Source organism: Providencia sp. PROV201 (genome assembly GCF_028479545.1).
Lineage (GTDB): Bacteria > Pseudomonadota > Gammaproteobacteria > Enterobacterales > Enterobacteriaceae > Providencia > Providencia huaxiensis.
This window is the reverse complement of record NZ_JAMPNW010000001.1, coordinates 300,511-324,092: the sequence shown is the minus strand read 5'-3', so window position 1 is coordinate 324,092 and position 23,582 is coordinate 300,511. Positions and strand designations below refer to the sequence as shown.

Here is a 23,582-nt window from a genome sequence, read left to right as displayed (position 1 = left end):
TGTGAGCAAGTTTTACAAGCCAGTTTAGCTGAATCTGTATAGGCTAAATGGTTTAACATTCAATGATGGCTCTTTACCCAGTAACAAGTCAGCCGTGAGCTCAGAAGAAACTGGGCTTTCTGTCATTCCCCAACCTGTAGCAGTATTAATGACAAGGCCCGGATACTCATTAACCTGAGAAATAATTGGATGCTCATCAGGTGCGATGGCCATAGCACCACTCCATTGGTCAATAAGTTTAGAATCCTTAAATGCAGGGAATTCAGTTTTTAATTTCTCAAATGATGCATTCAACTCAGGTAAATCAGGCAATGCCGTCATATTTCTGTGTTTTTCGAAAGGTGAAATTTCGTCCAACTTCCAGTTGGTTGGTTCGGTAAATGAATTAATTAACTGCTCATTTAATGAAATATGCACAGGGAAATCAGGCATAGACAGCAATGGAATGTATTTATAACCATAAACGAAGGAGTCTTTAACAACAGGGGCAACAATCACACGTGGAGATGTTGCGTAGGTGCCGTCAGCTTGTTCACGGAAGAAAATATTGCCAGGTAAAGCAACGTTACCCCCCGGTGCAGTTGGTGACCCGGTGATCAGTTGCTGAGATTGATAAGCGGGTAGTGTTGGGACATCAACACCTAAGTTTTGCATAAACAGTCTTGACCATACGCCACCTGCGACAACAACACGCGAAGTCTTGATAGCCCCTTTCTCGGTGACGACATCAGAAATGACGCCTGCTTGGGTTTCTAAGCCTCTAGCTGCACAGTTAGTATAAATTTTTATACCTAATTTTTTGGCGTAATCTGCCATGACGAAGGTCGCAATTTCAGCATCTAAGCTACCAGAGTCTTCTTCAAAACCAGCGATAGTCCATTTAGATTGTGCACCATTCAAACGCTGGTTGAGCTCAGCACCTTCGATAATACGTGTTTTGAACGGAATATCTGAACCGACGTTTTTACTGCGAGTATCAATCCACTCTCTAACGTTGACAAGATCTTCTTCATCAAATGGTACTTCAACGCGACCTTGAGTACGATAGCTAGTATCTGCACCGACTTTCGCGTTCATCTCTCTCCAACGCTGTTTCCCTAAGTGGTGTAGTAAGAACGTTTCATCTGGCATTTTATACGTGATAACTTGGCCGTAGAAGCGGGATGATTGCTCGCCTGCGATGTTACCTTTTTCAACAATAACAACATCTAAACCACGCCCGACCAGCTCAATTGCAGTCATGATCCCCAGAATTCCAGCACCAATAACAACGACGTCAGCTTGCTGTGGTAGAGAGCCTTCAGTTCCTGCAACAAAGCCATGTCGTGGCTTACCAGGCACAAATCGACCTTCACGAGTTAACATTGGAGTTAAAATTCCGGCCCCTGCAGCAACGGCAACAACGCCACCACCAATCAAAAATTTTCTTCTAGTAATAGCCATCTTATTAAGTTCCTTATATCGAATGAGTTTTTCACAATTGACCAAAGCTTCAATTAGAAATATTTATAATTGTAATTATATCTTTAATAATAATTATAATTGTAAACCAAATTGGGTTGAAATTAAAATTTTTAATTAAATGTTAAAAATGTTTTTCGGATATGAAATGGGCGCCACTATTTCAAGAGTAATAATGTTCAAGAAAAATACTGGCGCTGGCACTATTTGGATAGAAGAATAGACAGGATAGAAATGATTCTGTTTCTACTTGTTTGATTTTTAATCTTAAATGTGGATTTCACCTGTTAGGAATAAGACGGCTTTACCTGTTAATTTTACTCGTTCAGAGGTCAGCTCACATTGAACTACTCCTCCGCGTGATGAAATTTGTTGGCCAACTAACTGCAATTTATTCAGCCGGTCTGCCCATATTGGCGCGATAGCACAATGTGAGGTACCGGTTACAGGGTCTTCATCTACCCCTTTTGCTGGGGCAAAATAGCGAGAAACAAAGTCACAGTCGCCATTAGCACTTTCTGCTGTAATTGCTAATCCAGGAAGAGAAAGCTGCGAAAGTTTTAACATATCCGGCTGACAGTCTTGAACGTGCTGTGCACTTTCAAGAAAACACAGGTAACGGTCTTTCGCTATCCAAAGCTCTTTGATTTTAACTCCAAGGATGTCGGCGAGGTGTGGGTACTGGTTTGGGTCGCTTTGTACGGATCCTAGTATTGGGAAATCCAGAGTAAATCCTGGGCCATTTTGCGTCACAACTAGCTCACCGGATAGAGAATTAAATATTAAAGGATGAATATCTTGTTGGAGCACATGATTTAACACAAAGGCAGCGGCAAGTGTTGCATGACCACACAGTTTTACTTCAACTTTAGGGGTGAACCATCGGATATGACGACCGACTAAAAATGCGGTTTCTGATAAGTTCACTTCTGCGGCAATAGCAATGAGCTGTTCATCTGGTAGCCAGTTATCGAGTAACACAACCGCAGCAGGATTACCGTGAAAAAGGGTATCAGTGAAGGCATCAACATAGTAAATAGGGGCGGATAGGCTCATTGAATGATTTCCTAAAGTCATTATGGGACGGTGAGAGAGCAGTATAGCGCCTATTCTATGAAATATAATAAGCAAATTATTAGGGAGTTAATGACGCAGAGGAGGTCCGGTAGCGAGTGAGCTGCTACCGGATAGAGGACAATTAATGAGCGTTATTAAGCATTTGCTTCATTTTTGTCTGCATTTTTAAGCATTTTTCTAACAGGGATAATCAACGCTGCCAATACAATGGCACAGATAACCAGCGCAATAGAGACGTGAGAGAAGAGCTCAGGCATGGAATCTAATTGGTCTTTACGGATGTTACCGCCCATGATGCCCGCAGCAAGGTTACCCAATGCACTCGCACAGAACCATAACCCCATCACTTGGCCGCGCATTTTTTGTGGCGCAAGTAAGGTCATTGTTGCTAACCCGATAGGGCTTAAGCACAGTTCCCCTAATGTCAGTAATAAGATACTGCCAACTAACCAGAAAGGTGAAACGCCACTTTGTGTTGCAAGCACTTGGTTTGCCGCTACCATCATGATAGCAAAGCCGCCAGCAGCAAATAAGATACCAATCACGAACTTGGTCATACTGCTTGGGTTCATATTACGTTTAGCCAGCGAAGGCCAGAACCAGCTAAATACTGGCGCTAACAATATAATGAACAGCGCATTGATTGATTGGAACCAAATGGTTGGGATTTCAAAACTGCCCATTTGACGGTCAGTATAGTCACGAGCAAAGATATTAAATGAAGTCGGTTTTTGCTCAAAGGCTGACCAGAAAAATGCGGCTGCAACTAGTAAAATTAAGCAAGCTAGTAAGCGAGAACGTTCACTGCTGGTTAAGCCGCCAAGGAAGAACATAAATAAGAAATAGATGCCCACACAGGTCGAGATAACATAAGCAGAGCTTTTCGCGATTATTGAGGCATTAAATGGGATAGTACCATTATCAATCAAGACAACCAGTATGGCTAATAACACCATGGCAAAGGTCACCCATTTCCCCACATTTTTGCGCTCAACCGTTGGGCGGTTCCATGTGGAATCAAGGCCAACTTCTTTATCATAACGGCGCATTTGAGGAATAGCGTAAAAACGGAAGATTAGCAGCGCAATTAACATGCCTAAGCCACCAAGGCCAAAACCTAAATGCCAACCATACTTTTCATGAAGTGGACCAATAATCAACGGGGCAATAAATGAACCCATGTTAATTCCCATATAAAACAGGGAGAAACCGCCATCACGGCGTGTATCTTCTTTCTTATACAGGGTTCCTACCATTACTGTAATACAGGTTTTAAATAGCCCTGTACCCAATACGATGAGTAATAACCCAACGAAAAAGAAGGTGTTTGATAAAAATGCAGACATTGCGATAGACAAATGCCCAAACGCAATGATTAATGAGCCATACCAAACAGCACGACGTTGGCCTAACCAGTTATCGGCTAACCAACCGCCGGGTAATGAGGTGATATAAACCCCACCTGCAAAAATACCAACGATAGCGGAGGCTTGTTCAATGGGTAATTCCATCCCGCCTTGCAATAATGCCGCACTCATAAATAAGATAAGTAACGGTCTAACTCCGTAAAAAGAGAAGCGTTCCCACATTTCTGTGAGGAAAAGCGAACTCAATGGGTATGGATGCCCAAAAAAAGTTTTTGTTTTAGTCGCAGAATTGTTCATCTGTGAACTCCCATAAATACTCTCTTGAGAGGTTGTGCATGATATAAAACACCAAGCCGTGCGCTCGAGTGTCAATTGTTATTGATATGTTAACATGAATATGTGAAACATATTTTTAACATACATTATTATAGAATCACCTATATACAGAATGAATTTATTGTAAAAGGTGTGCTTTTAAGGTGAAAAGTCGATATAACTCTCATTTCTCACGATAAGCTAGGGGAAGATACAGGATTTTAGTTGACAATAAAAGAAAGAATTTTGAATCGATTAAGTTATTTAAAATCAATTGGTTATGTTCATTAAAATTTGATTTTAAGGAAAGTAAGACAATAAAGCCTATAAATCATCTGGTTTCTGTACAAAAAATAGCAAGACGTTTATTGGTCAGTAGGGGAGGCTCGTAGGCCATCAGATTGTCGTCGGATGACTAACCACGAATAAATTAGGTTGAAGAGAACCAATGCCGCGGTGAAAAAGAATACGGCTCTGAAACCATAAGTTGCTGCGACAAAGGACCCCATTAATGGCCCTGTCACGTTGCCAACATCACGCAATGCTTGGTTATAGCTGAAAATACGTCCGGTTACTTGGTGGGAAATATTATAGATAATTAACGTTTGTACCGCAGGTAGTAGTGCCGCATTCAGAGCCCCAAGCATAAATCGGAGAAAACCTAACTCCCAATAACTACTCACTAGCCCCATAGGGAATAAGACAAAAATAGATGCGCCCAGCACGGCGAGTAAAACTTTTTCAGGGCCTATTCGGTCACTGAGTTTACCTAACATGGGCGCACTGATTAAAGCCGCAACTCCAGGAATGGAAGCTATCACACCACTGACAAAGGCCAAGTTTTCAAGGGAATCAGATAAATCACGTACATAAAGCGTGATGACAGGGTTGATTGAGCCCATTGCAGCTTGAATAATCATGGTGGTAAAAAAGAGGCTGATTACTAAATTTTTATTACGTAAAGAGGCAAAAACTTGTTTGCTCGTTAATGCATCTTTGCGCGAAACCGGTGTAAAGCGTTCTCTGACATAAAAAAGCGTGACAAAAAAGCAGATAAACAGCACCGTTGCGGTAATGAAAAAGACGGGGCGTAAGCCATACTGGTCAGCAAGAAAACCGCCAATGAGTGGGCCAATAAGTGCGCCACTTACGGCACCCGTAGCGAGGACGCCCATAGCCCAACCACTTTTTTTCACGGGAATTTGAGTTGCAATCAGCGCGTTAGCATTAGGGACAAAGCCACCCAATAAACCTAATATGGCTCTTAAGGCTAATAATTGCCAAATATTCTGCGCAAAGCCAATTAACACCATAACAATCGCCATGCCCAGCGCAGATCGCAATAGCATTAACTTTCGTCCCTTGCGATCGGATAACCGACCCCAAAAAGGGGCGGCAATAGCAGAAAATAAGAAAGTGATACTAAAAACAGCGCCAGTCCATAAATTCAGTGAAGCATGGTCTTTGACGCCAAGTTCTTCAATATATAACGGGAGAAAAGGCATGATCAGGCTAAAGGCGGCGCCTGTTAAAAAACAGCCAAACCACACGACGTATAGGTTACGTTTCCAATACTCTGTTTTTCCCGTCATATTTATTTTTCCGTCATATTCAGCCCTACAGCGGTATTGGCTTCATTCAGCTCCCCGAGTCACTTTTCCCGTCATATTCAGCTCTACAGCGTTGTTAGCTTCATTCAGCTCCCCGAGTCACTTTTCCCGTCATATTCAGTTCTACAGCGTTGTTGGCTTCACTCAGCTACCCGAGTCACATATTTATGTATGCTCCTCGGGATATCTTCATTTTGCCGCCTAGCTGTAGACCCGACTATTTAGGGAAAACAGTATGAAAAACAGCAAGAAAAGCATCATAAAAAACAGTTGAAAAATCACGCCATATTTAGAGAAAACAGTATAAAAAACAGCAAGAAAAACATCATAAAAAGCAGTTGAAAAATCACGCCATATTTAGAGAAAACAGTATGAAAAACAGCAAGAAAATCATCATAAAAAAACAGTTGAAAAACCACGCCATAATTTATCTGATTACGCTAATGATTAATGATGTATTTTATCTAAATCCCCATATAACGAAGGCTCCCCTTCAGGGCGTGTTTTAAAACGGCGATGTAGCCACATATATTGTTCTGGCGCTCTGAGGATCTCTTTTTCGATAATTTGGTTCATCATGGTTGCGGTAGCCAGATTATCTTCAATTGGGAAATCATCAATGGCAGGTTGAATGATGAGCTCATAGCCTTTACCTGCAGGTAAGCGCCTTGGGGTAAAGGGCACCACTAAAGGAGAGGCAAGACGCAAAATAATTTGTGAACCATTGGTCGTGGCCGCATTTTCTACAGCAAATAACGGTGCAAATGTACTATTGCGAGGGCCGTAGTCATGATCTGGGGCATACCACAAAATCTCCCCATTTTTTAAGTCGCGCACCATGCCTTTCATATCTTTGCGATCTAACATATATTTGTTGGAACGTAACCGCCCACGGGTTTGTAGCCAATCAAGCAGGTCATTATCATTGGCGCGATATACACCGATCCCCGGATTTAACATGCCAAAGGCACGCGCTCCAATTTCCAAGGTCAAAAAGTGAACGCCGAGGGCGATAATGCCTCTACCTGTTTGGCGAGCAGCAACCGCATTTTCTTCCCCAATGACGTTGACCCAGCGACGAACTCGCCAATCAGGCCAAAACCAAGCCATGCCCGTTTCAAATAAGCCCATGCCGACAGATTCAAAGTTTTTGTCGACACAGCGTTGCCGCTCTTGCTCGCTCATGTCTGGAAAACATAATTGCAAATTGCGCTCTGCGACTTTCACCCGCTTTTTCAAAAAGCGTTTAGAAAATAACCCTAAACGCGTTCCCATCCAATAAATGAGAGGATAAGGCAACAATACAAGAAGATATAATACGCCAATGCCTAGCCAAGTTAGCCAGTAACGAGGGTGGAGGAACCGTTTTTGAAATTTTGGAGCTAGTATCATTGTTATCCGAATATATTAGTCATAAATTAATAAAAAGGTATGATTAAACTATATCAAATTATTCGTTTAAAGCGTTAATTGCCTGCATGGTGCTCATTAACTCAGCTAAGTTACGAACCGCCATTTTTTCCATGACTCGGGACCGATGAACCTCAACGGTACGTACAGAAACACAGGCTGCCTCAGCAATTTCACGGTTAATTAAGCCTTGCAACACATAACCACAGATATCTTTTTCGCGAGGAGTGAGTGTGTCGTAGCGCTGCTGAATTAAATACCCTTCAGTGGCTTTGGTGGTTTGTGATTGAGCTTGTTTTAATGTTTTGGCAAGCAGCTGGCTATCAATGGGTTTTTGTAGAAAATCGACAGCACCGAGTTTCACTTGTTCCACAGCCATCGGGATATCGCCATGGCCAGACAAAAATATCACGGCCAATGTGCTTTGCTGCTCTCTAAGGTGTTGGTGAACTTGCCGGCCATCTAGCTTTGGCATGCGCATATCCAATAACACCACACCCTCTTGGTGTAGTGCTGCATTTTGGATAAATTTTTCACTGTCATTCCAAACAGTAACGCTATAGCCCAATGTTTCGAGTAAGAATTGGCAGGCATCCGTTACATCGGGGTCATCATCCACGAGATGGATCACTGGCATACATATACCTCGTCGTGTAGAGGGTGACAAAATAAGGTGCTTTATATGACGAGCATTGATTATCGTAATGAAGCCATTGTCACATATAGTTAATGCGAATGTTATCAATTACGTGGCAAAATATGCTTAATCCACGATTTTACTGTGATAATTGAAAATAAGTGTAACCATTAAGCCATGCAACCCATCATCACTCAGGTTATTTTCGATACGAATATCCCCACCTTGGCTTTGGATCAAACGCTGGCAGATCACCAAACCTAACCCTAAGCCTTCTTTTTTAGTCGTGGCAAATGGCGTGATACCTTGCTCTAGTTGCTCGGAAGGCATTCCCCCCGCATTATCCTGCAGAACAAGTAAAAAATGCTGCTGTGAAAAATGAAACTCAAAACGCAGTAGCGTTGCGCCTGCTTGTAAACTGTTACTGATTAAATTGGAGAGCAATTGCTCAAGTAATGTGTCTGGCAACATCAGGGAGATGTCAGGGGTTTCAGGTAAGATTAACCTCGAATTGGGGTAGTGTTGGTCCGCGCGCAATAATTGCCAAATATGGTTAATAGCCTGTTTAACTGATTGTGGGTTTAATGCGACTGCGGGGTCATGGCCCGGTTTACCCGCCCAGAGACGTAAATTACGAATGATGTCGGCTCCACGTTGAGCTTGGTCGTCGATTTTAGTTAATGCGCTAATTAATGGATGGCTTTCAGACTCTTTAGTCAGGCGTAGAATGCACCCTTGGGCATAATGGCGGATTGCAGACAGCGGTTGGTTTAATTCATGGGCAAATCCAGAAGCCATTTCCCCCAAAATATTTAACCGCTGCGCCTTTTGTAAATTAGCTTCTTGCTCTCGTAAGCGGTCATGTGCTTCTTCTAATTGGCGGCTGCGGCGCCTGACCAAAAAGGCAATCCAAACATGGTTAATACCCAGTAAAACGAAAAATAATGCGACAAGGCTGATAGTGATTTGGTTTTGAATCGTCCAACTGACGATATCCTGCCAGATCTGGCGCTGTTGTGGGTGTTGGTTGACGTCTCTGAGCAAGGTTTCGACTTGAGTCACCGACGCTGGGGCTCCCCAACGCATAGCAGCTTTATCTGTTGATAATAATGTTTTGGTCACTTTGTCGACCAAATTGTCTGGAACTTCACTTAAGGCGGCAAAAGACCAATTTGGATACAGTTCTGTGCTAGTTAAACAAGAGAGAGAGCTTGGGTGTTGAATTAATGGGCGAAATTGTGTTTTATCAATCAACCCTTCGCTATGCATGTTTTCTAATAAACAGACAGGAACTATAGCTGCGGATAATGAATCATCACGCAGTGCGTATAATAATGCATCTGCAGGGAAGCCTAAAAATTGCATTTTAAAGTCTTTGGCAGCGTCGTATCCCATATCCCTTAGCACTTTGTAACCTAACAAATAGCCACCAAAAGCATCAGGTGAAATTGCTCCGACTTTCTTGCCTATTAGGTTTTTAACGTCTGAAATATCACTCTCTTTACGAACTAATATTAAGCTGCCAATAACATTACGCGTTGTGCTGTTGGGCTCCACGTCTGAGCGAAGGGAGAGCAACCAACGTAAATGATAGCGGTTATCTAACTGAATAAATTGGGCAGGGTTCGTCAGCAAAAAATCAATCTTACGATTGGAAATCGCCTCTTTCATCTCATCTAAATTGAGAGGTTGTAATGTAAAACGCTCCCCAGGAATTGATTCATTGAGTGTATCAATCAAAGGCTGCCAATGAGATTGGGTAGAGCTTGGGCCGCGTAAGGCTAATACCCCAATAGTCCACTGGGCCGAAATTGCCGGCAAAGACCACGTCAGTAGCATGATTAACAGTATGTGATACAACGGCCTAGACGATTTTTTTAACATATTTGAGTTATTCGTTGCGTTAGATCAATTTAGCTACGGGTATGTGGTAAACCACAATAGGGCAGTGGCTCCACTCTTCTTACAATGGCACTACAAGTTCTATCAAGGTAACCCAACTGGTTTAAAGAGAAATAACAATTTCAATGGTTATCTTAACGAGACTGTACCCATTGTCAATAACGCATGTAATACAAATAACATATTGATTAATAACTTTTATTTTCGCATTAGCAATGTCAATACTGGAGCCAATTATGGATCTGAGTAAACGAAAATTTCTACAACAAATTGGAGCCGTAACTGCGGGGGCATCATTAATTCCCATTGCAGAAGCAGGGCTCAATTTTTCCCCAACACGCCGAGAAGGCAACCCAGAAAAACGTTATGGAATGTTGATTGATTTGCGCCGCTGTATTGGCTGCCAATCCTGCACAGTAAGCTGCTCGGTTGAAAACCAAACGCCACAAGGCCAATTTAGAACGACAGTGAATCAATATCAAGTCGCAGTGAAAGGCGAAGAAGGGTTCACTAATGTGTTGTTACCTCGTTTATGTAACCACTGTGATAACCCTCCTTGTGTTCCTGTGTGTCCGGTTCAAGCGACTTTCCAACGGGAAGACGGCATCGTTGTCGTTGATAACGAACGCTGTGTTGGCTGTGCTTACTGTGTGCAAGCCTGTCCATACGATGCGCGTTTTATCAACCACTCTACCCAAACTGCGGATAAATGCACATTCTGCGCTCATCGCTTAGAAGTGGGCTTATTGCCAGCTTGTGTTGAATCCTGTGTGGGTGGCGCACGTATTATTGGGGATTTAAAAGACCCTAACAGTACAATTCGTAAAATGCTGACGGAGCACGAGGCTGAAATTAAAGTACTCAAACCGGAAAGTGGCACCTTACCACAAGTTTTCTATATTGGTTTAGATGATGCATTCGTACAGCCGCTGCAAGGCAAAGGGCAGCCCGCATTATGGCAGGAGGTGTTCTGATGAATGGCCAAGTGACTTATATTTCAGAAATTATGGCTCAGCCACAAGAATTCTTCTGGCTTCCTTGGGCGGTACAATATTTCTTCTTCATTGGAATTGCGTCTTGTGCGGTACTGTACGCTTGTTACCTTCATTGGAGAAACAAACCTGAGAACAGCCGCTTAGAGATGATCTCTGTATTTATTGCTATCACAATGGGGATCACTGCCCCGTTAGCATTAACCGCAGATTTACACCAAACCGCAAGGGTATGGCATTTCTACGCACATCCAACAATGTGGTCTTGGATGTGGTGGGGCTCTGTGTTACTACCATTATTCACCACATTTATTGGTTTATATTTTGTCGCGTTAGTGGTGAAACTGATTTGGAAAAAAGAGTTTAAAGCAACGCGTTGGGTAGCCTTGCTGGCTGCGCTTTCAGCGATCGGCTTATTGTTATATACCGGCCGTGAAGCCTCAGTGTTAAATGCACGTCCAATTTGGTATAGCTGGTGGGTACCAGTATTGATGTTCCTGAGTGCTCTACAAGTCTTACCTGCTTTGATTGGTTTAGGGGCACGCCGTGAACCTCAATATCAAAATCGCTTAGCCCGCTTCCAAGTGGTGACATTATTGCTGTTCGCCGTGTGTTTTGCGCTATGGCTCTCAGGTGATACGACTTCAGGTATTGCCGTGCGCCAACAGTTAGATACAGCAAGCCCTGGGTGGTGGATGTTGATGGGAGTTTGTGCATTGTGGGTAATCACTTTTGCGATGTCTGTCAGTAATTTAAAAGCGACTCGCTCCATCCCATTTATCACTATTTTAGCCTTAGTTTCAATGGCTTTTGCTTGGACGTTACGTTGGATTTTCCTGATGGAAGTTCAAGCGGTTCCAAAATATAACATTATCGCCAATCCATACCATTTCCCATTGGGAACAGATGGATTACTGGCTATCGTCGGTACATTCGGTTTATGGATTGCGTTAACAATTATTGTTCGTGAAGGTGTTCGCTGGTTTGCGAGGAGAGTGCAACATGGCTAAATTCTCAAGACGTCAATGGCTTAAAGGTGGTTTGGTTGTCGGTGGTATCGCATTATTTGGTGCAAGCTACCGTGATGTTGCCAAACGTGCAGTCGATGGTCTGGTTAATGGTACGTCAGGTAAAGTCACTCTTGATCGCATCAATGGTAACTCTTTACGCCCTGAAGGACAGGCGCTGAAAGGCTGGCAAGAAAATCCAGAACAAGTGGTTGCGATGACACAGTGTTTTGGTTGTTGGACTCAGTGTGGTATTCGTGCTCGCGTCGATACAGCAAAAAATGAAGTATTGCGTATCGCGGGGAACCCTTATCACCCACTTTCCCATGAAGAGCACTTTCCTTATGGTATGCCGCTGAAAACCGCATTTAACAAAATGAGCGGTGAGTCAGGCCTCGAGCACCGTTCTACTGCCTGTGCTCGCGGTGCGACGTTAATGGAAGGCTTAACAAGCCCATTGCGTATTCTAGAGCCGATGAAACGTGTTGGTAAACGTGGAGAAGGCAAATGGGAGCGCATCAGCTTTGAACAATTAATTAAAGAAGTGGTTGAAGGGGGCGATCTATTTGGTGAGGGGCACGTGGATGGCTTACGGGCAATTCGTGATTTAGAAACGCCTTTAGACCCATCTCAACCTAAATTAGGCCCAAAAGCTAACCAATTATTAGTGACCAACGCAGGTGATGACGGCCGTGATGGCTTTATCCGCCGCTTTGCTCAAAATGCCTTTGGTAGTAAAAACTTCGGTGCACACGGTTCTTATTGTGGACTGGCTTACCGTGCTGGCTCCGGTGCACTGATGGATGATTTGGACAAAAATGCCCACGTTAAACCTGATTGGGATAATGTCCGCTTCGCTTTGTTCCTCGGCACATCGCCTGCGCAATCAGGTAACCCATTTAAGCGCCAAGGCCGCCAGTTAGCGACAGCGCGTTTGCGCGATTCATTTAACTATGTGGTGGTTTCACCTGCATTACCATTAACGACGACTTTAGCGAATGACCACGGTCACTGGGTGCCGGTGCAACCGGGCACTGATGCTGCATTAGTGATGGGGATGATCCGTTGGATCATCGAAAATGAGCGTTATAATGCAAAATACCTCAGCGTGCCAAGTGAAAAATCCATGGAAGCAGCGGGGGAGAAAAGCTGGACTAACTCAACCCATTTAGTGATTACGGATGATAACCACCCATTAGCAGGCAAATTGTTAATTTCTTCTTATATCACAGGAGAAGGTGACAATGAGAAAGCCTATTTAGTGCAAGATGCTGCGGGTGAGTTAAAACTGGCGGATGAAGCCCCTACGGCTGAGCTGTTTGTGACACGCCAAGTGACCTTGCACGATGGCAGTGAAGTGACCGTTAAATCCAGCTTCCAGTGTTTAAAAGAAGCGGCAAACCGTATGACGTTGGAAGAGTACAGCCAGCGTTGCCATGTTCCAGTAAAAACCATTGAATCACTCGGTAAAGCATTAACTTCTTATGATAGAAAAGCCGCGGTTATCTCCCATGGCGGTATGATGGGCGGTAATGGTTTCTACACTGCATGGTCAGTTATCATGCTTAACGCATTGATTGGTAACTTAAACTTAAAAGGCGGTGTCTCTGTTGGTGGCGGTAAATTCAACGGGGAAAACGATGGACCACGTTATAAAATTGCCAGCTATAAAGGTAAAGTGAAACCTAAAGGTGTGGTGTTATCGCGCAGTAATGAAGTGTATGAAAAGTCAGATGAATTCAAAGCGCGCCAAGCGGCAGGTGAAAGCCCATATCCTGCAAAAGCGCCTTGGTACCCGTTTGCGAAAGGCCAACTGACTGAGCAACTAGCATCTGCCTTGATGGGGTACCCCTACGCACTGAAAGCGTGGATCACCAATATGACTAACCCTGTATACGGTATCGCAGGTATTCGTCAGGTGATGGAAGAAAAACTGAAAGACCCAAAACATTTACCGCTGATTATTGGTATTGATGCCTTTATGAATGAAACCACGGCATTAGCAGATTATATTGTGCCGGATACCCATAATTTCGAAAGTTGGGGGTTCAGCGCACCCTGGTCTGGTGTGCAGGTCAAAGCCAGTACGGCACGTTGGCCAATTGTTGAGTCACGTACAGCTAAAACCGCGGATGGCCAGCCGGTTTCGATGGAAAGTTTCTGTATCGCTGTAGCGAAAGAACTTAATTTACCAGGCTTTGGCGATAACGTGATTGAGGACATGGATGGCAACATGCATTCACTCAATACAGCGGAAGACTATTACTTAAGAGTGGCTGCCAATATGGCGTGGTTAGGGGAAAAACCAGTCCCTGAAGCCGCAACAGAAGATATCCAAATCAGTGGCGTGGAGCGCATTTTACCAGCTATTACGCGGACTTTAAAACCGGAAGAAGTGCGTCGTGTTGCCTATATTTTCACACGCGGTGGTCGTTTTGCACCTTATGAAAAAGCATGGGATGGCGATGCAACAGGCCCTCAGTGGAAAAAAGGCTTACAAATTTGGAACCCAACGGTGGCAATTAACCGCCATGCTATAACCGGTGAGCGCTATAGTGGTTGCCCGACCTATTATCCACCACGTATGGCAAATGGCGATGATGTGAATACGGTATTCCCAGAAAAAGAGTGGCCGTTGAAACTGATGTCATTTAAATCCCATGTCATGAGCAGTTCAACGACTGTTATTGAACGTTTACGCCATGTGAAACCGACGAACCTTGTCGCTATCCACCCGGATGACGCTGCGAGAATGGGGGTAACACATGGAGATTGGATCCGCATCACCACTCCGGGTGGCCATGCTGAAGCCCAAGTGAGTGTTCTTGATGGCGTAATGCCTGGTGTGCTTGCAATTGAACATGGCTATGGACACACAGAAATGGGGGCGAAGCAGCATTATCTTGATGGCCAACCAATGCCAATGAATGCGGCAAATGGCTCAGGAATTAACTTAAATGACCTTGGGTTCGCTGACCCAACGCGTGAAGTCGCCAACACGTGGTTAGATTGGGTCTCGGGGGCATCGGTTCGCCAAGGCTTACCTGCTCGCATTGAGTTAATTGGTTAAATGAAGTAGTAAGGATGGTTAGTGATGAGGACCTGCATAGCTTTATCATTAGCCATCTGGTAGTTGGCAATAAAATTGGAAGTTGTAATAGTTGGAAGTTGTAATAAGTAGTAAGCAGTTGACATTGCGCATAAAACGGTGTGTTACTGCACCGTGACTTCGGCAAATGCCTGGGAGGGGGAGCCCTCCCTTTTTTAATGGTTTATCGCAACAGCGGGGAAACCGATTGTTCTAAGCCAATACTCTGTAACATCAAAACGCCCATCAAAATAAATAAAAGACCTGCCAAAATTTTCAGTGTGATTGCCCAATATGGGGAAAGTGACTTTCCTTTTAAGCGTGATACCCGAACGGCATTATCACGCATTAAATGAACAAAAATAGCGATTAAACAAATAGTTAATGCAGTCCCCATAGCCATTGCTAAGGCTGCGATAACCCCCCACGCATATACCTCAATGACATAAGAAAACAGCAATACAAGAATTGCCCCGGAACAAGGGCGAATACCCATCGATAAGATAATCAATAGCTTACTTTTAAAACTGGATTGCAATTGATGGGATTGGATAACGTGTTGGTGTCCACAGCCACAGTTGTCTGAGTGGCTATGGACTTTTGTTTTACTTATTGTCTTCGTTGAAGAATTCAATGGTTGAATGCTTTTTATCGTGAGTGGCGCCAAGTGTTTTGATTTGCGGATTGACCAGCTACGACGCAGTGCGCTGATGCATAAATAACTACCTAGCAAAATGACAAATAGATAACTGGTTTGCTCGGCATATAAACTGGCTTGGTTGAGATGTTTAGTAGAGAGTTGGAATAGGATCAAGACTAAGGAAACTAAAGTGATCGCAACAAGCCCTTGTAAGAGTGAGGCTAGTAAACTAATGATAACACTCTGCTTTAAATGAGCCGCTTGAGTTGCAATATAAGTGGTGATAATTAATTTTCCATGTCCCGGGCCAAGGGCATGCAAAAAGCCATAAGCAAAACTAGCAACCACCAGTAACCCGCCTGCATACCATGGGCGAGAAGTGGTTTCTTGTAATAGGTAAGATAGCCCTTGGTTTAACTGTTTTTGCCAAGCAAAGCTAAGTTGTAGCCATGATCCCCAGTGGGTAAATAGCTGCCAAGCGGCATAGGTAGCAAGCCCCATAAACAGCGCAGTGATTATTAATTTTGGTGTGCGTAAAGGCATTATGGACATTGAATATCAACCCGTTGTGCAAACTGTTTGCCAAGTGCCAAATCTTCTTCTGGGTTATCACTTTTATCTAAGGAAAAAGCGTAGGCGCGCATTGAGTCGGTGACATTTGCTTCTTGTAGTTCCATCTGGCAATTTGCGGCAATATCCAAAGGCAGGTGAATTTGCTGTTTATTTGGGTAAGTCATGCTGACGTAGAAAGTTGGGTCGTAAGTTTGAATTTCTATGTGGGAACCAGTAATAGGCAAGGGCTGCATAAAGGAAGCGGTAAAGAAAAAAACTAAAGAAAAGCCATCTTTTTCTAAATGATAGCTATCAGGAATACGTTTAAAGCTGACTTTCTTTCCTTGATAATAAAAGTCAGTGAAATAATCCTGCATCAACACATTCGCCATAATAATAGCTTCTTGCTGTTTCCAACGCGGGTCATCCGGTTTGATACCTTTTAATTCATATGCGATATCCGCTGATGTCATTGGGTCCATTTTCCAAACATAGCTAATCCCTGAATATTTATCTTGTTTACTTTCAAGGGAAATTTGCATCTCAATAAAACTATGAGGGTGTGCCGCTGCGTGTGGAGCAACCATAAACAGAAATAAAAAATAGAAAGGAAAAAATCGCATCATTCAGTCAGCTAAATTGTTTTATCAAAAAAATGTTATAACATAACGAAGCGCAAACTAAAAAGAAAAATATCCGCTGATGATTGAAAATGGTATCTAAACGATTGGTTAATACTTTCATCACAATAACCCTGCAAATAAAGGGTTTTTTATTAACAAAATAACAGCGATAATATTTAATAATGGTCAAGTGTGGACACTTCGTGGACACCATCCGATTTTTGCTTTAGAAATTAACTCGTTACAAAGGAAAAGAGAACACCATGCCAGTGTTACATAATCAAGTTTCAAATAAAATTTTAAAAGAGCGTATGTTGGCTGAAACTGAGCCTCGTACCACAATCTCTTTTTATAAGTATTTCACTATTCAAGACCCAAACGAATTTCGCAATCAATGGTATCAACAATTTAAATCATTAAGCGTTTTTGGGCGTGTTTATATTGCCAAAGAAGGTATTAACGCCCAAATTAGTGTGCCTGAATCCAATGTGAACGCATTGCGCGAGCTTATCTATGCAACAGACCCCGCATTAGAAAACCTACGTTTAAATATTGCGATTGATGATGACGGTAAATCGTTCTGGGTGCTGCGCATGAAGGTCCGTGAGCGTGTGGTAGCTGACGGTATTGATGACGAAACATTTAACCCAGCAAATACGGGGCAATATCTAAAAGCTCATGAAGTGAATGAGATGATTGATGACCCAAATACTGTTTTCGTCGATATGCGAAATCATTATGAGTATGAAGTAGGGCGTTTTGATAATGCAATTGAAATACCGTCAGATACGTTTAGGGAGCAACTGCCAATGGCGGTTGAAATGCTGCAAGAGCAAAAAGACAAAAACGTTGTAATGTATTGTACTGGTGGGATCCGTTGTGAAAAAGCCAGTGCCTATATGCTGCATAACGGCTTCAAAAATGTCTACCATGTTGAAGGTGGGATTATTGAATATGCACGTAAGGCGAAAGAACAAGGCCTACCTTTACGGTTCAAAGGGAAAAACTTTGTTTTTGACAACCGCATGGGTGAGCGTATTACAGAGGACACATTAGCACAATGCCACCAATGTGGGGCTCCTTGTGATGCGCATACCAATTGCCGTAACGATGGTTGCCATTTGTTGTTCATTCAATGCCCTAGCTGCGCAGAAAAGTATGAAGGTTGTTGCAGTTCATCTTGTACAGAAGAAATGAAACTTCCAGAGCAAGAACAACGGGCACGCCGTGCAGGTCGTGAAGTCAGTAATAAAATCTTTAATAAGTCACGTCACCGTTTATCCGATGGGTTATTAAATAAAGATAACTAGTTATTGATATTCTCGATAATAAGACAGCCCTATAATTAGGGCTGATTAGAGCAAGATAAAATTAATTGAAATAAAAAATTTATTTCATTCGATGTCATCACGTTGCTTATACCCCATGCATTTTGTATGAAATTCATGGGGTTTTTGTTAATGGTTTACAGCTGGTAACGCCATTTTGTAAAGAAGTGTAATTTAAGGCTTGAAATACGCGTAACTGGCACTATATAAGAATTGCACCAAGAAAGAGCATTATTCCATACTAGGTACACAGGTAATGGTGCATAGTCGTACGTGTTTAGATTGATATAAAAATATTGAAGGAGAAATTATGTCTAACATTAGATCTTTTTCATTATTCCCAACATTATCCGATAGCCTACTTTCTAACAGATTTGACCAAATGGATCGTTTGTTTAGCCAGCTAACAGGTAATAGGCCTTTAACTTCAGAGCATCCGTATAATTTAAAACAAGTAAATGAAACAAGCTATCAATTAACGGTTAGTGTTCCTGGCTATAAGGAAGAGGACTTAAGCGTATCCCTAAAAGGTGGGAAATTGTATATTCAAGGTGAGCAATCAGCAGAATTAGTTAATGATTCTGAGAAATGGATCCATCAAGGAATAACGCAAAGTAAGTTTTCCCTTGAGTTTAACCTCGGTAAAAATGTGAAGATAGAAAGTGCTGAGTTATCTAGTGGTTTACTAACTCTGGATATTGAATATGAAATCCCGGATGAAGAAAAACCTCGAGTTATCGCTATTGAAAATAAAGATATAAAATCATAGAACTAAAATTTATGGCCCGTCAGCAGTTAGAGTGACTTTATAACGATGGACACTTTTGTTGACTGGTTTGCAAGGCCTGATTTCGCTATTTAAACGGAGTCAGGCCTTTTAGTTTTGTTTCAGTCAATTTAAATTAAAACATTTTTAATATAAATATTTAAATACATTATATATAAAAAATAACTCAATTCTATTTTTGACGAAAACTTTCGAGGCTATATGCCTTTTTTGTGAATAAACAGTACTGTTACTGATCCCTAACTTTCGAGAAATAATATGATTAGGCGTCTCATTCATCCAATTATTAATAATGTTTTGTTCTTTAATTGTAAAAATGGATGAATCTATATTATTAGCAAGTTTGGTAATTTTTTCGATTTGCTTATGGTCTTGAATAACTCTATCAAGTGTTTGAATAATAATGCTTTTTGATAGGATGAAATAATTATCTTTTAATAGTAATGGGTTGTTTGTTTGTGGGTAAGGGGCATTTATATAAATATAAAAACGTGTATTATTAGCATTGTTTAATAACTGCTGTAGGATAGGGCAGTAATTAGAGTAATTACAATAGTATGTAAGATTCACTAATATAATACTTGGTAGTTCTGTGTTTATAAAACCAATGGCTTCTTTTATACATCCTGTACTAATAAATTCGAGTTTTTTATTTTTGGATAAATATTCTGTAATGCCAAGACGTGTATAATAACATTCATCAATAACTAATATTCGCATTGGAACATCCTTGTTCAAGAAGATATCTTACAATAAATTGGAATTGATAGAGAAGTCAACCAAGGATTAATAAAAACAATAAATAGTGTTCTTATTTACAATTGCAAATTATTAATTAACTGATAAGGTAATTATATAAGGATATATAATTACCCATATGGATGAATATATAAATAAATGGATATTAGTGACACTAATATCCATTTATTTCCCTAGTGTGTTTTAAAACCAAGCTCGACATATTCACCTGACTCTATCTTGTCTACGCCAGCTTGGAGAATATGAATGAGTTGTTTAGCCACATCAGTCGTTAGCCACATGGTTTTATCCACAATAGCGTCACCTGTGTGTTTATCTTGTTCAGGGAGGTAGTGCAAACGCAACATCATAGCGTCGTAATCATCGACTGTGCTGATGTCCCAGCCAACTACTGGGTGGGTTTGAATGACATCATTTTTTTTATTCATATAAACCTCCTAATCAAACATCGTGATAAATAATAAATATCTATAACTGACTAAGAGCAATGATCTCGTGATGAGTCCACTTTCAGTATAAGGAGATTTCACCAATAATAAAGCAAATAAAACATTTTTTTTGTTTATATGACAGAAAATGCATAAAGTGAATCATTATGTTCGTCGGCAAGTGTCATCAATTGTGAAAATACACAAGGAAAATCAATTTATTGATCTTTAATTGGCCATGCTAAGTCGGTAAATTATGTTTTTATCCTACTTAGCTAATAATGATATGGGAAGTCATTTTAACTTCCCATTGACGTGTTCACTACTGGCCCAGAGAAATTGTCCAGCGAGCGTCTTCTCCTGCTAAGAAAGGAACTAATTTATCATTGCAGCAGTCAATCGATTCACAAATGATATTTTGCTCTTTAGTTAGCGTGATGGTTCCTTCATTCACGGGTAAGTTATAGAATTTAGGGCCATTTAATGAACAAAAAGCTTCGAAATGTGCTAAAGCCCCGAGTTCTTCAAAAACACTTGCGTAAGCCGCTAATGCAGTAGGAGCGTTAAAGACCCCAGCGCAACCGCAGGAAGACTCTTTACGTGACTGTATGTGTGGTGCGGTATCGGTACCAAGGAAGAAACGCTCACACCCTGAAGCAACGGCTGCACGTAGTGCTTCTTGGTGCACATTTCGTTTCAAAATAGGCAAGCAAAATAAATGCGGTCTTACACCACCAACTAACATGTGGTTACGATTAAACATTAAATGTTGAGGTGTCAAAGTTGCAGCTGTAAATTCATTTGCTTCTTGGACATACTGAGCCGCTTCTTTGGTGGTTATGTGCTCAAAAACAATTTTCAGTTTTGGGAACTGTGCCCGTAGTGGCAACATAACTTGTTCAATAAACAGCGCTTCTCGGTCAAAAATATCGATATGGCTTGCAGTGACTTCACCATGGATAAGCAGTGGCATTCCTGCTTCTTCCATTGCTGCTAATACGGGGTAAATCTTTTTAATATCAGATACGCCATGGCTAGAGTTAGTTGTTGCATTAGCCGGGTAGAGTTTACAGGCCGTAAATACCCCTTCGTTAAACCCACGAATGACTTCAGTAGGATCTGTGCTATCAGTAAGGTAGCAAGTCATTAAAGGGGTAAATTGATGCCCTTCGGGAACTGCGTTTAGAATGCGCTCACGGTAAGCCTTTGCGGCTTCAATCGTTGTGATTGGCGGAACTAAATTCGGCATGACAATTGCACGGCCAAAAAATTCACTGGTATAGGGAACGACCGTTTTTAACATATCATCATCGCGAAAATGAACATGCCAATCATCAGGGCGGCGGATCGTTAGGGTAGTTACAGTTGTCATTAAACCGGCTCCATAAGGGAAGAGTGAATGATGAGCGAGTGCTCAAGCCGGAATAGAATGATAAAGGTAAAGTGAAAAAATAGCTATGAGAAATCGCGATTATAGCGTATTTCAGAGGCAGATCGTGCAAAAGACGTAAATAGGTTAATTATTCAAATCGTTTAATAGCAAAAAACCTGCTTAAGTTTCCTTAAGCAGGTTTCTCTAAAATTTGGCTCCTCCAGCTGGACTCGAACCAGCGACATACGGATTAACAGTCCGCCGTTCTACCGACTGAACTATGGAGGAACTCCTTGGTACGCAGAGGATATTAGCTTTCTCTTACTGTATTGTCAAAGGAGAATAGCGAAAAAAATGTTTGTTTGCCTGTTATCTGTGCGAACTGTCGGAAGTTTGATCGAAAATAGGCTAGAGGTGATAAATCAAAGCGATACACTAACGAAAGGCGTGTCACAAATCTGTGTTGATGGGCTGTATATTATTTTGATTTTAGTGGCTAACTGCGGTTAACCACTGGGTAATAGCTGGATATTATTTACCAGAAATATCTACAGTGGAATAACGAGAACGGGTCGGGTGATATCGTCGAGTAAACTACGAGTCACCGAGGTATTAAGCCAGCGCCCAAGTGAAGAAAGATGACGATGAGAAATGATTAATAACTCACAATTATACTTTTCCATTTTCTTGGGGATGGTATTGATAGGTGTACCCGCCGCGAGTAGCCCTTCGGCTTTAAACCCCATGTTGTTTAAGGCGGTTGTGACTTCTTTTAACTGTTTTTGTGCCAAAGCTTCTTCTTTTTGCGCGGCAGGGTATTCATCCCACTCATCACTCTCTTTAGTTAATCCAGTACGGCTTAGTGCAAAGGTATTATCAACAACAGTTAATACAATGACATTGCTGACGCAGCCAGCCATGCGTTGCATAAAGCTAAGGGCATTACTGCTATTTTCAAAGCTGTCGACCGCTAACAATACATTATTAATCATGATTATTTCCTAATAAGCGACCTAAATAGCGCTCTTAAAGTTAGATTCCCCTTTCTTCCAATCCCCTTTGGCAAGCAGCGAGGTTTTGGGGCCATCCGTTCATTGATAAATTTAAAACAACCCACCATTCGGTGGGCAAAGTTGCTGAGTTCTGTGTGGTAGCCCAGTTTTGTTCATCAGCGGCTCCCATCCAGTGTATTAATGGTGACATCTGCGGACATGCCCACACGTAATGCATCCATCATCGCAGCGTGGTCGGCGTTGCTATCAAAAATAATTTTTACAGGTATACGCTGTACAATTTTAGTAAAATTACCTGTCGCATTTTCTGGGGCAACGGGGGAGAAACTCACACCAGACGCTGGCGCAATACTGTCGACATAGCCTTTCAATATTTTCCCTGGGAAGGTGTCTATACTGATATCAACAACTTGGCCGTGAGTAATATTTTCCAATTGAGTTTCTTGATAATTCGCGATGATGTAGAGCTTGTTTTGGGGAACTATGGCCATTAAGGCATCACCTGGCTTGACAAACTCACCGACACGCAAACTTTTTTTACCAATTATGCCTCCAATGGGCGCAGTAATACGGGTGTAGGAGAGGTTAAGCTCGGCCATCTCTTTTTTAGCTTGTGCTAATGTCAATTCAGCATTGCTATCGGCCTGTTTTGCTTCTAATACTTGCAACATATTTTTGGCTGCTTTTAATGATGCTTCGGCTTGTGCAACACTTGCTGTCATTGTTTGTACACGTGTGGTTGCTTGTTGTGCAGCTTGTTGTGAGCCAGCACCGGTATTTGCCATTTTGTGGTAGCGAATTTTTTCTTGGTGCGCAAATTGCAGTTCAGCTTTTGCCGATTGTAGTTGGGCTTCTGCTGCAGCGATCAAGGCTTGCTGACGTGTTAAATTGGCTTTTGCATCATCTTGACGTGCGCGAGCGGATTGCTCTTGTGCAGCCGCTTGAGAAAGTGCAACCGTGAATTCTCTAGGGTCAATGACGGCTAATAATTCACCTTCTTTAACCCATTGGTTATCTTGTACGAGAACTTCGGTCACTACGCCTGAAATTTGTGGTGAAATACGCGAGATATCTGCACGGATATAGGCATCATTGGTATTTTGGGCGGTTTTTTTAATCGCGAACTTATTAATTAATAACCCTCCCATCAAAACAGCAATAGCGGTGATAGCCAGAGCGACATTTTTATTAATTTTTAATTTGATCTTACTCAT

At 42.0% G+C, this 23,582-nt stretch carries 19 protein-coding genes and 1 tRNA gene; 5 read left to right on the top strand and 15 right to left on the bottom strand.

Going from position 1 to position 23,582, the window contains the following annotated elements; translation table 11 throughout:
- Window positions 1-24: 24 nt before the first annotated feature.
- From PR809_RS01505 to ttrS, 7 genes are all read right to left on the bottom strand, one after another.
- Window positions 25-1,443: an NAD(P)/FAD-dependent oxidoreductase gene (locus PR809_RS01505; RefSeq protein WP_206276190.1), complete on the bottom strand. Its 1,419-nt coding sequence runs from the start codon at window positions 1,441-1,443 to the stop codon at window positions 25-27.
- 285 nt (window positions 1,444-1,728) lie between these two features.
- Complete coding sequence (locus tag PR809_RS01500) at window positions 1,729-2,517, bottom strand: PhzF family phenazine biosynthesis protein (RefSeq protein WP_102139546.1); 789 nt, start codon at window positions 2,515-2,517, stop codon at window positions 1,729-1,731.
- 155 nt (window positions 2,518-2,672) lie between these two features.
- A complete protein-coding gene (locus tag PR809_RS01495; RefSeq protein ID WP_102139547.1) occupies window positions 2,673-4,202 on the bottom strand; it encodes a peptide MFS transporter in 1,530 nt (509 codons plus the stop codon).
- Window positions 4,203-4,585: 383 nt separating this feature from the next.
- Window positions 4,586-5,812, bottom strand: coding sequence for a multidrug efflux MFS transporter MdtG (gene mdtG, locus PR809_RS01490; protein ID WP_102139548.1), 1,227 nt, complete (start codon window positions 5,810-5,812; stop codon window positions 4,586-4,588).
- Window positions 5,813-6,277: 465 nt separating this feature from the next.
- Window positions 6,278-7,222, bottom strand: coding sequence for a Kdo(2)-lipid IV(A) acyltransferase (locus PR809_RS01485; protein WP_102139549.1), 945 nt, complete (start codon window positions 7,220-7,222; stop codon window positions 6,278-6,280).
- A gap of 58 nt (window positions 7,223-7,280) precedes the next feature.
- Window positions 7,281-7,877 (bottom strand): tetrathionate respiration response regulator TtrR, encoded by a 597-nt coding sequence (ttrR, locus tag PR809_RS01480; RefSeq protein WP_102139550.1) that lies wholly within the window; start codon window positions 7,875-7,877, stop codon window positions 7,281-7,283.
- A gap of 126 nt (window positions 7,878-8,003) precedes the next feature.
- Window positions 8,004-9,761, bottom strand: coding sequence for a tetrathionate respiration histidine kinase TtrS (ttrS, locus tag PR809_RS01475; protein ID WP_102139551.1), 1,758 nt, complete (start codon window positions 9,759-9,761; stop codon window positions 8,004-8,006).
- Window positions 9,762-10,015: 254 nt separating this feature from the next.
- Between ttrS and ttrB the strand changes: the two genes are divergently transcribed.
- Genes ttrB through ttrA form a run of 3 tightly spaced genes read left to right on the top strand, consistent with a single transcriptional unit; the run spans window position 10,016 to window position 14,848 of the window.
- The gene (gene ttrB / locus PR809_RS01470) at window positions 10,016-10,753 is read left to right on the top strand and encodes a tetrathionate reductase subunit TtrB (protein ID WP_036957869.1); all 738 of its coding nucleotides are present in this window, start codon (window positions 10,016-10,018) and stop codon (window positions 10,751-10,753) included.
- Window positions 10,735-11,781, top strand: coding sequence for a tetrathionate reductase subunit TtrC (ttrC, locus tag PR809_RS01465; RefSeq protein ID WP_422121498.1), 1,047 nt, complete (start codon window positions 10,735-10,737; stop codon window positions 11,779-11,781). The genes ttrB and ttrC overlap by 19 nt, the downstream gene beginning before the upstream one ends.
- Window positions 11,774-14,848: a tetrathionate reductase subunit TtrA gene (ttrA, locus tag PR809_RS01460; RefSeq protein WP_102139554.1), complete on the top strand. Its 3,075-nt coding sequence runs from the start codon at window positions 11,774-11,776 to the stop codon at window positions 14,846-14,848. Before ttrC ends, ttrA begins: the two co-directional genes overlap by 8 nt.
- Before the next feature lie 202 nt (window positions 14,849-15,050).
- On the opposite strand, the gene PR809_RS01455 is transcribed toward ttrA, so the two are convergent.
- Together PR809_RS01455 and PR809_RS01450 are read right to left on the bottom strand one after the other, a co-directional pair.
- Window positions 15,051-16,058, bottom strand: a complete 1,008-nt coding sequence (locus PR809_RS01455) for a nickel/cobalt transporter (RefSeq protein WP_241098651.1) — start codon at window positions 16,056-16,058, stop codon at window positions 15,051-15,053.
- Window positions 16,049-16,684 (bottom strand): DUF1007 family protein, encoded by a 636-nt coding sequence (locus tag PR809_RS01450; RefSeq protein ID WP_166266845.1) that lies wholly within the window; start codon window positions 16,682-16,684, stop codon window positions 16,049-16,051. The genes PR809_RS01455 and PR809_RS01450 overlap by 10 nt, the downstream gene beginning before the upstream one ends.
- A gap of 260 nt (window positions 16,685-16,944) precedes the next feature.
- On the opposite strand from PR809_RS01450, the gene trhO reads away from it, so the two are divergent.
- Window positions 16,945-17,991 (top strand): oxygen-dependent tRNA uridine(34) hydroxylase TrhO, encoded by a 1,047-nt coding sequence (trhO, locus tag PR809_RS01445; protein WP_102139556.1) that lies wholly within the window; start codon window positions 16,945-16,947, stop codon window positions 17,989-17,991.
- Between the two features lie 328 nt (window positions 17,992-18,319).
- Window positions 18,320-18,778, top strand: a complete 459-nt coding sequence (locus PR809_RS01440) for an Hsp20 family protein (RefSeq protein WP_166266847.1) — start codon at window positions 18,320-18,322, stop codon at window positions 18,776-18,778.
- 144 nt (window positions 18,779-18,922) lie between these two features.
- Here PR809_RS01440 and PR809_RS01435 read toward each other — a convergent pair whose 3' ends face one another.
- The 6 genes from PR809_RS01435 to PR809_RS01410 form a co-directional block, all read right to left on the bottom strand.
- A complete protein-coding gene (locus PR809_RS01435; protein ID WP_206276189.1) occupies window positions 18,923-19,516 on the bottom strand; it encodes a LuxR C-terminal-related transcriptional regulator in 594 nt (197 codons plus the stop codon).
- Window positions 19,517-19,728: 212 nt separating this feature from the next.
- Window positions 19,729-19,983, bottom strand: a complete 255-nt coding sequence (bssS, locus tag PR809_RS01430) for a biofilm formation regulator BssS (protein WP_004909784.1) — start codon at window positions 19,981-19,983, stop codon at window positions 19,729-19,731.
- Between the two features lie 322 nt (window positions 19,984-20,305).
- Window positions 20,306-21,355, bottom strand: a complete 1,050-nt coding sequence (gene pyrC / locus PR809_RS01425; RefSeq protein WP_102139558.1) for a dihydroorotase — start codon at window positions 21,353-21,355, stop codon at window positions 20,306-20,308.
- A 212-nt stretch (window positions 21,356-21,567) separates the two neighbouring features.
- Window positions 21,568-21,643, bottom strand: a tRNA-Asn gene (locus tag PR809_RS01420).
- Window positions 21,644-21,903: 260 nt separating this feature from the next.
- A complete protein-coding gene (locus tag PR809_RS01415) occupies window positions 21,904-22,347 on the bottom strand; it encodes a universal stress protein (RefSeq protein WP_102139559.1) in 444 nt (147 codons plus the stop codon).
- Window positions 22,348-22,523: 176 nt separating this feature from the next.
- Window positions 22,524-23,582 carry an HlyD family secretion protein gene (locus tag PR809_RS01410; RefSeq protein ID WP_102139560.1) on the bottom strand — a complete coding sequence of 353 codons (1,059 nt, stop codon included), beginning with the start codon at window positions 23,580-23,582 and terminating at the stop codon, window positions 22,524-22,526.

Excerpts from the sequence above, each read along its gene's own strand:
- PR809_RS01410 (WP_102139560.1), bottom strand. The coding sequence starts at position 23,582 with ATGAGTAAGATCAAATTAAAAATTAATAAAAATGTCGCTCTGGCTATC.
- pyrC (WP_102139558.1), bottom strand. The coding sequence starts at position 21,355 with ATGACAACTGTAACTACCCTAACGATCCGCCGCCCTGATGATTGGCAT.
- ttrB (WP_036957869.1), top strand. The coding sequence starts at position 10,016 with ATGGATCTGAGTAAACGAAAATTTCTACAACAAATTGGAGCCGTAACT.
- ttrR (WP_102139550.1), bottom strand. The coding sequence starts at position 7,877 with ATGCCAGTGATCCATCTCGTGGATGATGACCCCGATGTAACGGATGCC.
- bssS (WP_004909784.1), bottom strand. The coding sequence starts at position 19,983 with ATGAATAAAAAAAATGATGTCATTCAAACCCACCCAGTAGTTGGCTGG.
- PR809_RS01435 (WP_206276189.1), bottom strand. The coding sequence starts at position 19,516 with ATGCGAATATTAGTTATTGATGAATGTTATTATACACGTCTTGGCATT.
- PR809_RS01500 (WP_102139546.1), bottom strand. The coding sequence starts at position 2,517 with ATGAGCCTATCCGCCCCTATTTACTATGTTGATGCCTTCACTGATACC.
- trhO (WP_102139556.1), top strand. The coding sequence starts at position 16,945 with ATGCCAGTGTTACATAATCAAGTTTCAAATAAAATTTTAAAAGAGCGT.
- ttrS (WP_102139551.1), bottom strand. The coding sequence starts at position 9,761 with ATGTTAAAAAAATCGTCTAGGCCGTTGTATCACATACTGTTAATCATG.
- PR809_RS01505 (WP_206276190.1), bottom strand. The coding sequence starts at position 1,443 with ATGGCTATTACTAGAAGAAAATTTTTGATTGGTGGTGGCGTTGTTGCC.
- mdtG (WP_102139548.1), bottom strand. The coding sequence starts at position 5,812 with ATGACGGGAAAAACAGAGTATTGGAAACGTAACCTATACGTCGTGTGG.
- ttrA (WP_102139554.1), top strand. The coding sequence starts at position 11,774 with ATGGCTAAATTCTCAAGACGTCAATGGCTTAAAGGTGGTTTGGTTGTC.
- PR809_RS01450 (WP_166266845.1), bottom strand. The coding sequence starts at position 16,684 with ATGATGCGATTTTTTCCTTTCTATTTTTTATTTCTGTTTATGGTTGCT.
- PR809_RS01455 (WP_241098651.1), bottom strand. The coding sequence starts at position 16,058 with ATGTCCATAATGCCTTTACGCACACCAAAATTAATAATCACTGCGCTG.
- PR809_RS01440 (WP_166266847.1), top strand. The coding sequence starts at position 18,320 with ATGTCTAACATTAGATCTTTTTCATTATTCCCAACATTATCCGATAGC.
- ttrC (WP_422121498.1), top strand. The coding sequence starts at position 10,735 with ATGGCAGGAGGTGTTCTGATGAATGGCCAAGTGACTTATATTTCAGAA.
- PR809_RS01495 (WP_102139547.1), bottom strand. The coding sequence starts at position 4,202 with ATGAACAATTCTGCGACTAAAACAAAAACTTTTTTTGGGCATCCATAC.
- PR809_RS01415 (WP_102139559.1), bottom strand. The coding sequence starts at position 22,347 with ATGATTAATAATGTATTGTTAGCGGTCGACAGCTTTGAAAATAGCAGT.
- PR809_RS01485 (WP_102139549.1), bottom strand. The coding sequence starts at position 7,222 with ATGATACTAGCTCCAAAATTTCAAAAACGGTTCCTCCACCCTCGTTAC.